Origin of the sequence: Legionella tunisiensis (genome assembly GCF_000308315.1) — a bacterium.
Lineage (GTDB): Bacteria > Pseudomonadota > Gammaproteobacteria > Legionellales > Legionellaceae > Tatlockia > Tatlockia tunisiensis.
This window is the reverse complement of record NZ_CALJ01000200.1, coordinates 1-10,078: the sequence shown is the minus strand read 5'-3', so window position 1 is coordinate 10,078 and position 10,078 is coordinate 1. Positions and strand designations below refer to the sequence as shown.

Below are 10,078 nucleotides of genomic sequence, written 5' to 3'. Positions count from 1 at the left end.
GGAAGTGCAATTTTTATGCACCTATGGACCTCTTCTGATACAGGCACTCATGGTTGTGTAGCGATGGATAAACAGCATTTATCAACCCTTCTTCACTGGCTCGATAAAAAGCAGTATCCCTATATCTATATAACTAATTAAGGAGTCAGATTTAACTCCACAACGATGCATCCTTGGTCATTCAGTAAGAATTTAAGGCCATCAGAAAGGGATTTTTGTTCTAAAGTGTGGGCTAACCATTGGCAATCTTTAAAGTGAGCAGAGTGGAGCTGGAAATTTTTTAGTGATAAGGGTACTATTTCAAGACGTAAAAACTCTAAACTCTGTGCATCAAACTCTAGAAAATACATCAAGGATAAGTGAGGTTTAAATTCCTCGTAACCTTCAATTCCCTCATAGTCATTAAGAAAATCACCACAGCCATAAAGTATTGGACAGCTTTTATAAATTTCAAGACCAATCGGATGATGGGATGAATGGCCGTGAATTAAATTAACGCCAGCCCTATCTACGAGTTCATGGGCAAACTGTTGATGAATGCAGGGGATATGATAGCCCCAATTTCCACCCCAATGGATGCTGGCGACACACAGATCACCAGTTTTTTATAGCTGGAAATTTTTCTTGAACCTGCCTGAATGAATCTTTTAAATCATCAAGTAACCAGACTCCTGGCCGGTTTTGAGTGGCTTGCCACTCATGGGGAATACCACTCGAACGAAGCCCCATAGAAAATACTAAAATATGTCTTTTAGAGATGGGAAAAATGGCTGGTTTTTGTGCTTCTACTATGTTTTCACCTGCGCCAGCATAGGCGATATGGCTTTTTTGTAGGATTGAAAGGGTTTCTCTTAGACCTTCCACGTTCCAATCCAGGGTATGATTGTTAGCAAGAGTGCATACATTAATATTTGCTGCGGTTAATACAGTTATATTGTTTGGATGCATACGATAATTTATTCCTTTGTGCGGCCAGGGAATATCATGACGGGTAACACTGGTTTCGAGATTAATGAGCTTTAGCTGTGGCTGGCGAAGTTGCCATTCGTTTAGAGCATCACCCCATAAATAATTGTCATCGACAGGATAAGGTATTTGGCCGTTAGTTGATTCAGCGAGCCGCACATAATCTCTGGCATCAGTCAGATAAGATTCATAAATTTGGGGATTAGCTGGATGAGAGAGAATTTGATCAATTCCTCGGCCAGTCATGACATCCCCGCATATAAAAATCTTAATTTTTTCCACGCCTGCGGCTGTCATTGATTGTCTCCCGCGGCAGAGTATTAAAAAAATTATAGTTCATAAGGATGATTTAAATGCGCAGAGCAATTTCCTATTAGTGCGCTTTTGAGAGAATTGGGTTAATTTGGTGATTTGATCATTCGTCAGAAATGAAAGAAACAGAGTGGTTTCTGGAAAAATTACAACGTGTTACAGCAATAGCACGCTTTTTTGGTTTGAACGAAATAGCGAGCTTCAATAGGGAAGACGGGCAATCCATCACCCTGATTTTCCTTGGTTATGCTTCAATTTTAGGCTTGGGACCACGGCTAATATCAAATAAATCAAACGGTGTAGGAGCGGTCCTGGCTATGTCTTTTTGTTCAAATTCAAGAGATTTTTTAGCCACGGTGTGCTGCATATCTTCTTTTTCCTGTAGTGCAGGAGATGGGCGATTAGGTAATAAATTTTTATTCAATAACCGTTCAATAAAAATATCATAATATTGCGGACTTGGAATTTTTATAGACAATGTATTTTTTCCCCGTCACGTACAGCAGTTATTGGTTCATTCATTAATTTTCTGGCTATTAGCTCTTGATTGAAAAAGGCTAATTCTTTTTCTACGGCATCAAACAATTCATCTAAAGTCCCTGTCAGTAAATCACGATCACCCTCAAACAAGAGCTCACCATTTTCCATATCTAGCTTAATGGTTAATATGGCATCAAGATTGGAGAATTCAAGTACTAAATCAGCATCTTCGGCTAATGTCCACATTCCACTTTCAAGAAAAAACTGGATAAGTTTTTCATTCTCGGTCACTGGTTTTAAAACAGGCCATGGAGCTTCTAACATAGATTGCTCATTATCCTGATTTTCACTTGCGTCATTACTACCGCCACCGCCACCACCGTGACCGCGGCATAGCGGTAAACCAAAGGCACGGCACATATTACAGGGATTATTTTCAATCGCACGAGCACGCGCATCTTTTTGTGTTTCTTTGGAGTTATTAACTTTCATAATTACGCCCATCTTAGTTGCTGCGTGAATTATAAAGAGATTATGCGTTTTATTTTTCTAGAATTCCGAATTTTGCCAAATATTTACATTTTGTACCTGGGCGAATTGCTTAAGCCGAATTACTGCGGTCAAACAGACTAAAAAACTAAAGGTCCATGCCAATAGATTAAAATAGTGAGGGATAAGAGCCATTACAATGAAAAAACTGAAAGCTTCGGCTCGCTCCATTAAACCAGGACTGTAATGAAAACTTTTATCCGATTCATTCGGCGTAAAAATACCAACAACCAAAAAACTGGTAATACAAAGTAAGATGCTGCCTAACATAAAAATCGTGGCGAGTGCACGTATATTCGGAGCGAGTAGATACAATCCTAAGATAACAGAGAATTCAACAAAACGGTCAATTACAATATCAAGAACAGTACCTAAGGCTGTGGTACTTTTCTGGAAACGAGCCAATGTACCGTCTAGGGTATCACAATAGCCAGAGGCTAATAATAAAGCGACTGCTGTGTAAGGGAAGTTTAAAAGTAGCGCTGGAATAAAAAGAAATCCCAGTATGCCTGCAAGCACTGTTATAGTAAGTGGCTCAATGCGATGGCCGATCCAACGTACAGTAGGCTCTACTAATAAAGTTTGATAGAGCGGGCGCACTGATTGTTCCAACATAGTATCGTCCCTGACAACTTTAACAATAAGTCTTTGTACACCGTATTATGGCGTATTACTAGAGGGCGGTACGCACTTTGATAAATCCTTGTGCTTCATTTTCTAATCGTTATCGGCGTAAGTTACCAGCTTTTTTCCATTACTCTCCTTTAGCTGGTGATAAATAATAGGTAAGAGTAATAGTAGAGCCAATCCGATTAAAGGTAATAAAATTTCCGGAGAAAAAATAGTATGTAAATCAGGTTTTTCGTTTCTATCAAACAACACGCCTAAGTTATTGCCAATCATGGCATAAATGAAAGTACCGGGAATAATGCCAATAAAGGTAGCCATAATAAAAGTTTTTGGTTTTACTTTTAAAAGTCCCGAAACAATATTCACTGCCCAGAAAGGGAATATAGGTATGAGTCTAAGTATTATTAAATATGAAAAAGCATTTTTATGAAATCCTTCTCTCATTTTAGTGATCCATTGGGTGGTTTTTTGGCTAAGCCATTCTCCAAGAGCACTATGCACCGCAAGAAACAACAATGTTGCCCCAATAGTAGCGCTAATGATGACATAGAGAGCTCCCCAAAAAATGCCAAATAAAAAGCCGCCCGTCAGCGTTAAAAAAAGTGCCCCTGGCACCGAAATTGCGACAGTTAGAATGTAGGTTCCCATAAACGCTAAAACGGTGGCCAAATAGTGTACTTTAGTCCAGGAAACTAGCTGTGCTCGATGCGCTTTTAAAGAATTAAAGCTTAAGTAATATCCCAGCCGAAAATAAAAAATAAAAACAATAATAGAAATAATATTAGCAAAGGTAGTAAGCGTTTTAGTGATATTTTTTGCATTGATAGCCTTCCTTGGCCACGTTATTATTTCAATTTCTCTTTATAAATGTGGTTGGCTGAGGCTTGTACAGTGGGCATAATCGTCATTTCTGCAATATCAACATGTGCTGGTCTGGTTAAGCAATAATAAGCAGCATCAGCAACATCTTCTGCCAGTAAAGGAGTAAACTCCTTGTAAAATGATTGAGCCTTATTTTTATCCGCCCAACGAACTTCACTGAATTCGGTTTCGACGGCACCGGGTGCCAACTCGGTCACTCTGATTGGTGTTCCCAATAAATCCAGACGCATAGATTTTGTAATAGCTCTCACGGCATGTTTGCTAGCACAGTATACATTACCTGCTGGATAGCATTCTTGACCAGCAATGGAGCCAATATTAATGATATGTCCCTTATTCCGCACTAACATACCAGGTAAAATACTACGGCTTACATAAAGTAATCCTTTAAGGTTCGTATCAATCATTACGTCCCAATTTTCAATAAAGCCAACTTGTATGGGGTCGCTCGATAGAGCAAGACCGGCATTATTAATCAATATATCAATGGGTTGCCAACTAGCTGGCAAAGTTCCCAGGCTTAGTTCTACTTCAGATTTACTCCTGACATCAAGGGCAAGTGGTAAACACTCCGTACCATGCATGAAATAGAGATCAGCGGCAAGGTTATCAATTCGTTCTTTTCTACGTGCAGCTAAGATAAGTTTCGCACCACTAGCAGCAAAAAGACGAGCACAGGCTTCACCAATCCCACTGGAAGCTCCGGTAATTAGGATAATTTTGTCGTGTAAACTCTGCATAGTATTCGTTCTCCTATTTCATCTCAACAAGAAATTATCCAATAATAAAAACCTAAGGTAGGCGATATACACATTCCTGTCTAGACATTCCGCTTTAAGGAGATAAAATTTGGCTGTGCCATTGTGTATCGCGCCAGATATATTCGGTGACATCGGATAATTCATCTGAGCAAAAATGCATAAAAAACAAATTTTGTCGGTTTAAGGCGAAAACCGCAGTAGAAAGGATTAAACGGCAATAATTTTCTGCCGTATTCCTTTTTAAGTTGTCGTTTTTTGCTTTCGATCATTTCTTTGGATGCTATAGGTTGTGTAGAGGTTGGTGCATAAGCAGCAAATCTAATTTGAGCGGCTTGAGGATAACTATGCCAATAACTTTCATTTTCGACTTTTGATAAGCGCTCAACGAATCCCTCAAGAATAACTTGCCGTTGTTTCAATTCAAACCAAAATACTAGTGAAGCTCTTGGATTATTTTCCAACTCAGTGACTTTCCTTGTTCCTTTCTGAGTGAAAAATAATAACGCCTCAGTTGAAATTTCACGTAGTGCGACAACGCGGCTATGAGGTATAGCTTGCGATGTGGCAGTTGATAACACCGCTTGTTTGGGATTAGGTGCTCCGGCTTCTTTTTCCTCATCGAGCCATTGATTTAAAAGTTCAAACGGCATATATACCTCACAAAATAAATCTGTAAAATCTATTTGTAATTTTAAGCCATAGATAACATTTGTGAAGATTGGGTTAATTGTGTTGAACTGGTAAATTCTGCTGTGATAACCGAAATTAAAGGAGCTAAATGTTTTTCGCTACAGTTTTTAAGTTTTTTCTTATTGTTTCGTTGGTTGGCGAGTCGAATTCAACGCGATCATTGTGTTCATAACAGTGTATTAACCATTGTAAATCTTGCTGAGTCAAGGGGGTAGAGAACAAAGAACCAAGTCTGGATGGTGGCTTAATCGATTGACTGAGTTGTGTCAGATCAATAGCGACGCTTTTTCTAAGTTTATCAGTCAGTCGAAGTGCTTCTTCAGTGTTTAGCAAAAGGCTATGTAATTTGACCCGTTGCTCTAAATTCATTAAAGCAATCAGTCGGTCTTGCTGGTTATTTTCTAAACTCAAAAGCAAAATGGGATATTTTGTTTCTCTAAGCCAAGTTTTATCCTGCGCGGCTATTCTTAAGCGTAAAATATAAAAATCCTTATCCATATTTTCTTCATCAAGAAGGCAAAACTGTCTAAGTGCAGTAAAAAACTCCAGCAGCGTTTCTGGTTTAGGCCGATCTTGCTTGTTCTTTGCTCCCATTTGCATAATGAAATTTTTTATTAATTCGCAAATAAAGGGGGCAGGTTTTTTGTCAAAGTGCTCAAACAAACCCTCACAAGAGAAGCCAAGCTTAAGGTATTGCTTTACCAAATCAGCCTGATCCATACCTGGATGGGTATTTCTGAAATCAAGAATCTTTTGCAGGGGATTATTAGCACCAAAAAGACTCAACAAGAGAGGGACCAAGGCAAAAAAATCGCTGCTTTCCGAATAATAGCCATCTAGAATTTCGATAGCAAAATGCTCAAGGGTTCCTTGTGGGCATTGTGGAGTGCTTACTATGGGCTTCGTATAATCGCCATCGAGATAGAATACATCGACTTGGCATATTTTCCCGTTATCCGTTTTCCTTATTCTTATTTTAACATTTGTACCTTTGATATCACCGTGTACAACAGAGGGGCCTTTAGTATTGTTATAATGCCTGTGATTTAATCCTTGAATAAGTTGCCAGGCAGCATCAACAACCTGAAAAAATTTAATTCCCTTAACTGCGTATTTTTCTTTGCATCCGGATAAATATGAAATCCATCAATATATTCCATAATAAGGACGTCTTTACCTGCTAATTTCAAAATAGCTATTTCTGAATCGTAAAATTGGTAAGGGGATGGATGTTTTCCTTCTTCATAAAACTTTAAAGCCACTGCCTGAGTTTTATCAAGAGTGATTTCTTCTTGCTTTATCCGGCAGGGCGTCAAGTTGTTTTTCGGGGAACGTAACTCGCATTGATAACCCTTATAGACGGATCCTCCCAATGGTTCAGAGTAATCACTGACATAATAAACAATTTTTCCGTTTTTCTGCTTCACTGGAAAGAGAACAAAGGGTGATTGTTCGCTACCAGTTTCTCTATCTCCCATAGAAGCCTTCGCCTTATTTATTCTGTAACTGTGAATCTAGGGTAGCCATTATACCATTTGCCTGCAAAATATGCATCAAAAACAACAAAATATATAAATAACAACCTTGTTGAGCATTATTTGCATTAAAAATACTATACTCTAAGTAACTTATTTATGATGATAAATAATCTTTTTGTTTTATATTAATACATTTTATATTTTCAATATTTTAACAATGTGTTTAATATTCGCTTAACCTTAAAGGATTAAGGTAAAGATAAATCTGTCGATCTAGTTGGATGCTTAGGCTATCTACTTTTGCTTTGCATCTGGCTCGTAAAATCTTTATGAGGAAGATGAAATGATACCTGTAAGCGAAGTAACTAAAGTACTTGATGAGACCAAAAAACGACGAATTATTGAACAATATTTGAGGGGGAGATTCAAGGAAGCCTTTAACCCACTCTGGCTGGATGATTATATGGATAATTATGAGCATTTAGCCGAGGCCATTGACTTTTTCTATAATCTAAACAATGAAAATTTAAATATTGTTGCAATTGGTAGTGATAATTTAGAAACCCGCAAAACTCATGAAGTAGAATTTAACGAACTAGCAAGATTATTAGACAAACTCGTTGTCTTCGCTGATGTTGTCCCACCAGTAACAACTTTATTCGACCAGAAAGCTGCCATTTTAGCTGGGCTGGAGCTTAACCAACACCTCGCATCTCGTTCTTTACGCGATTTACATGCACAAAGTAGCAATTTAGGGGTTGCTGAAAAATTGCTTAATGGTGATTTAGGTCCAACTGAATGGCTGGGGGAAGTCGATTTAGAGCGTCTCTTAATTAAGATGGGTGTCAAAGATAGAGTGCATATTACCCGATTAACCGCGGAAGATATCGGAATGGTTTTGCATTTTGAGAGAGTGAGGCATGCAGATGCGATAGAACCCTATACGATTCCGTTGCTTATAAATCGAGGCAGTACAGATTCGCTGCGTAGTCAAGGATCACATTGGACTTATGCGATGGTAACTGTTAATCCAACGACTAATGCAGTCACTATTAACTACCACGATTCTATGCCTTTGGGTGGGACAGAACAAAGTATTTTAACTAATGCAATCAATTATACAGATGGAATTTATAGGGCTTTCCCTGATGCTACAACGAAAACGGTTAATCCAGCGTCAGATGGTTTGCAAAGAGATGGTTGGAGTTGTGGTTATCGGGCATTGAGGGGGTTATTAACTGCACCTGGTTTTCCAACTCATGGTGGTGTGACTGCAGGTCAAGCGTGGATTCAATATACAAGTGCTGAAATAGAGTCTTATGCCCTAAGAAATGCAGCTTATCAGCTGCTACTAAGTGACTTGGAAATTGATCCAGATTATTTTGTGGCAATGGAGCTCGATGATGAGGTAGTAGGTTCTTCCAAGGGCAGCAAAAAATATGAGGTTGATAAAGAATTTACTAAACACTACATGGACTTATTAATTGGCGGTAGTAAAACCAAACCAGTTATAACCACCAATCATTTTGAAACGGAATACCAAGCAATTCTTAAACAGATGGGAGGGCAAATAAAGACAGATCGCATAGATAGTATAGAACGTCTCAATAAAAATATAACGGCGATAATAGAGGATAAAGAGTTATCTCCTGATGCAAAAATTATTGCTCTTTTGGACGTCTACGCTGATGAATATTCTAAGATTCTAAAATCGTCAGGCGGGTCAGGTAGTAAATTAGGTAAGTATCTTAAAGTGTTTTGTGATAAAAATTTTGGTGTTGAGTTAGGTAAAGATGAACACTACCGCATAAAAAGATGGTTTAATGATACGTATTTTCAAGTCCCAGTTGGATGTGAAGCCTGAGCATGTTGGTGAGGAAAGTTTGTTGCCGCCAGTGAAAAGAACCGAAACCGGAGTGACCGAAATCTCAAAAAGTACTCCTGTGGTTGGTTCAGAGAAATTAAGTGTATCTACTACTGTAAGTAAATCAGTAGATCAGGTTGTTCGAAGGGATTTAAGTCAACCACAACTGCGTACAGACAAAGAATTAACACGTTTAGGTAGTATGTTTGGTGGGACGCAGTTTTGTTATGCAGAAAAACCTGGTGGTGTAGAACCAGGTTTTAGAGCGATTGACTTGGATGCAGAGTTTTTAAAGAGTTAGAAAAATTTTAACGGAAGAAAATTTGTCGTCAACAGACAAACTTAGTGTCGAGGCTAGAGGCGTGCTTACTGCTTTAAGGGAGAGGCTTAGCACAGTCGATCTAGAAAAAACCGCATTGATTTTGCTCATTTCATCAATGTTCATGTGACAGGTCCTCATAGCAAAAAGTGTAATGGATCCAGGGGTTCGATGGCTTTGTAACGAAGTCAAAGAGGCGGTTGCTAAAAATAATAAGCTAAGTGCCTGGATGTATAAACTTGATTATGCCGAAGGACAGAAAAAAGAATTGATGCGAATAAAGAAGCGATAAGAGAATTTGTGGGTACACGCTTAGCAGGTATCTTTAGTAATCAAAACCAAAAGCAGGAAATCGCTTGGGTTAATAGCGGTAGAAAGGGTGCTCATGCATTATTAGCCTGCGGTTGGAAAAATGGTTTACAGGAATTAAAGCAATTTCTATATGGCGGTGATGAGCCTGATTATAACGGTATTTTGGTCGAGGATAGAGATGCTCCGATTAAACGTTCCAAAAATATTCCTGGCTTAGGTAAAAATTTAATTTTTGGAATTGCAATTGGTGATAGAGATGGTATGGGTAAAGAAGCCCAAAACAAAGGGTTTGCAGAGGGTGCTTTCTATGGTTTTGACTATGGTAAGCCCTATGAGGGTAGTGGAGTATGCTCAAGTTTGAAAGATGATTTTTCATTTGAAGATACAGCTGCCAAAATGCCTGCAATCTTTAGAGGCTCATCAAAAATTGGTATTGCTCGTCATTTTATGTACCGGAATTATAGTGTGTTCTACGATACGTTTTTATCTGAGCGGATGGTAGGTGTACATTTATTAAGAAAAATGATTACAGGTGAAAATCCCAGTGAAGAAGTGATAAAAAGCTATCCTGGTTTAAGACAGGAATTAAACCGTATTCAAGAGCGCACACCTTCTGCAAGAAATTTATTAAATCGTTTGGCAGATATCCGAGCTGAGAGTGAGGAAGGGAGTAAATTACAAGGCCTGATAGATACCTATATTGTGAAAATCAGCACAGGGAAATTGACTCCTTTTGACGCCTATTTTGCTGAAATTAAAATAGACTTAATAAATGAAGCAATAAAAAACAAGATGCCTTATGAGGAACTTGCGCAATATTTGACATTTATTAACG

Annotated in this window: 15 protein-coding genes; 5 read left to right on the top strand and 10 right to left on the bottom strand. The window is 38.4% G+C overall.

Annotated elements, in window-relative coordinates; genetic code table 11:
- The first annotated feature begins 9 nt into the window (after positions 1 to 9).
- Positions 10 to 141 carry a hypothetical protein gene (locus BN58_RS30950; RefSeq protein ID WP_269570254.1) on the top strand — a complete coding sequence of 44 codons (132 nt, stop codon included), beginning with the start codon at positions 10 to 12 and terminating at the stop codon, positions 139 to 141.
- Here the strand turns inward: BN58_RS30950 and BN58_RS36155 are convergent.
- From BN58_RS36155 to BN58_RS11870, 10 genes are all read right to left on the bottom strand, one after another.
- Positions 138 to 539, bottom strand: a complete 402-nt coding sequence (locus tag BN58_RS36155) for a CapA family protein (RefSeq protein ID WP_269570253.1) — start codon at positions 537 to 539, stop codon at positions 138 to 140. The genes BN58_RS30950 and BN58_RS36155 overlap by 4 nt on opposite strands.
- A 55-nt stretch (positions 540 to 594) precedes the next feature.
- Positions 595 to 1,263 (bottom strand): CapA family protein, encoded by a 669-nt coding sequence (locus BN58_RS36150; protein WP_019217033.1) that lies wholly within the window; start codon positions 1,261 to 1,263, stop codon positions 595 to 597.
- 259 nt (positions 1,264 to 1,522) lie between these two features.
- Positions 1,523 to 1,756 carry a hypothetical protein gene (locus tag BN58_RS28565; protein ID WP_019217032.1) on the bottom strand — a complete coding sequence of 78 codons (234 nt, stop codon included), beginning with the start codon at positions 1,754 to 1,756 and terminating at the stop codon, positions 1,523 to 1,525.
- Complete coding sequence (locus BN58_RS24745) at positions 1,747 to 2,250, bottom strand: hypothetical protein (protein ID WP_156812502.1); 504 nt, start codon at positions 2,248 to 2,250, stop codon at positions 1,747 to 1,749. Before BN58_RS24745 ends, BN58_RS28565 begins: the two co-directional genes overlap by 10 nt.
- A 57-nt stretch (positions 2,251 to 2,307) precedes the next feature.
- Complete coding sequence (locus tag BN58_RS11895; RefSeq protein ID WP_019217030.1) at positions 2,308 to 2,922, bottom strand: CDP-alcohol phosphatidyltransferase family protein; 615 nt, start codon at positions 2,920 to 2,922, stop codon at positions 2,308 to 2,310.
- A gap of 102 nt (positions 2,923 to 3,024) precedes the next feature.
- On the bottom strand, positions 3,025 to 3,585 hold the full coding sequence (locus tag BN58_RS24740; protein WP_198009884.1) for a TVP38/TMEM64 family protein: 561 nt from the start codon (positions 3,583 to 3,585) through the stop codon (positions 3,025 to 3,027).
- Between the two features lie 197 nt (positions 3,586 to 3,782).
- Positions 3,783 to 4,559, bottom strand: coding sequence for an SDR family NAD(P)-dependent oxidoreductase (locus BN58_RS11885; protein WP_019217028.1), 777 nt, complete (start codon positions 4,557 to 4,559; stop codon positions 3,783 to 3,785).
- Between the two features lie 161 nt (positions 4,560 to 4,720).
- Entirely contained in the window at positions 4,721 to 5,230 is a 510-nt protein-coding gene (locus BN58_RS24735; protein WP_019217027.1) for a pyridoxine/pyridoxamine 5'-phosphate oxidase, read from the bottom strand.
- Positions 5,231 to 5,354: 124 nt separating this feature from the next.
- Positions 5,355 to 6,329, bottom strand: coding sequence for a hypothetical protein (locus BN58_RS11875; RefSeq protein WP_232220567.1), 975 nt, complete (start codon positions 6,327 to 6,329; stop codon positions 5,355 to 5,357).
- Positions 6,317 to 6,748, bottom strand: a complete 432-nt coding sequence (locus BN58_RS11870; protein WP_019217025.1) for a hypothetical protein — start codon at positions 6,746 to 6,748, stop codon at positions 6,317 to 6,319. The genes BN58_RS11875 and BN58_RS11870 overlap by 13 nt, the downstream gene beginning before the upstream one ends.
- 343 nt (positions 6,749 to 7,091) lie before the next feature.
- Here BN58_RS11870 and BN58_RS11865 point away from each other — a divergent pair, with 343 nt between their 5' ends.
- From BN58_RS11865 to BN58_RS24730, 4 genes are all read left to right on the top strand, one after another.
- Positions 7,092 to 8,612 carry a hypothetical protein gene (locus tag BN58_RS11865; RefSeq protein ID WP_019217024.1) on the top strand — a complete coding sequence of 507 codons (1,521 nt, stop codon included), beginning with the start codon at positions 7,092 to 7,094 and terminating at the stop codon, positions 8,610 to 8,612.
- Complete coding sequence (locus tag BN58_RS11860) at positions 8,572 to 8,913, top strand: hypothetical protein (protein WP_156812501.1); 342 nt, start codon at positions 8,572 to 8,574, stop codon at positions 8,911 to 8,913. Before BN58_RS11865 ends, BN58_RS11860 begins: the two co-directional genes overlap by 41 nt.
- A 172-nt stretch (positions 8,914 to 9,085) precedes the next feature.
- Complete coding sequence (locus BN58_RS30945; RefSeq protein ID WP_019217022.1) at positions 9,086 to 9,223, top strand: hypothetical protein; 138 nt, start codon at positions 9,086 to 9,088, stop codon at positions 9,221 to 9,223.
- An 8-nt stretch (positions 9,224 to 9,231) separates the two neighbouring features.
- The coding region (locus tag BN58_RS24730) for a hypothetical protein (RefSeq protein ID WP_040916489.1) at positions 9,232 to 10,078 on the top strand (847 nt) is incomplete at its 3' end.

Excerpts from the sequence above, each read along its gene's own strand:
- BN58_RS36150 (WP_019217033.1), bottom strand. The coding sequence starts at position 1,263 with ATGACAGCCGCAGGCGTGGAAAAAATTAAGATTTTTATATGCGGGGAT.
- BN58_RS24745 (WP_156812502.1), bottom strand. The coding sequence starts at position 2,250 with ATGAAAGTTAATAACTCCAAAGAAACACAAAAAGATGCGCGTGCTCGT.
- BN58_RS11895 (WP_019217030.1), bottom strand. The coding sequence starts at position 2,922 with ATGTTGGAACAATCAGTGCGCCCGCTCTATCAAACTTTATTAGTAGAG.
- BN58_RS24740 (WP_198009884.1), bottom strand. The coding sequence starts at position 3,585 with ATGGGAACCTACATTCTAACTGTCGCAATTTCGGTGCCAGGGGCACTT.
- BN58_RS11885 (WP_019217028.1), bottom strand. The coding sequence starts at position 4,559 with ATGCAGAGTTTACACGACAAAATTATCCTAATTACCGGAGCTTCCAGT.
- BN58_RS24735 (WP_019217027.1), bottom strand. The coding sequence starts at position 5,230 with ATGCCGTTTGAACTTTTAAATCAATGGCTCGATGAGGAAAAAGAAGCC.
- BN58_RS11870 (WP_019217025.1), bottom strand. The coding sequence starts at position 6,748 with ATGGGAGATAGAGAAACTGGTAGCGAACAATCACCCTTTGTTCTCTTT.
- BN58_RS11865 (WP_019217024.1), top strand. The coding sequence starts at position 7,092 with ATGATACCTGTAAGCGAAGTAACTAAAGTACTTGATGAGACCAAAAAA.
- BN58_RS11860 (WP_156812501.1), top strand. The coding sequence starts at position 8,572 with ATGATACGTATTTTCAAGTCCCAGTTGGATGTGAAGCCTGAGCATGTT.
- BN58_RS30945 (WP_019217022.1), top strand. The coding sequence starts at position 9,086 with ATGGATCCAGGGGTTCGATGGCTTTGTAACGAAGTCAAAGAGGCGGTT.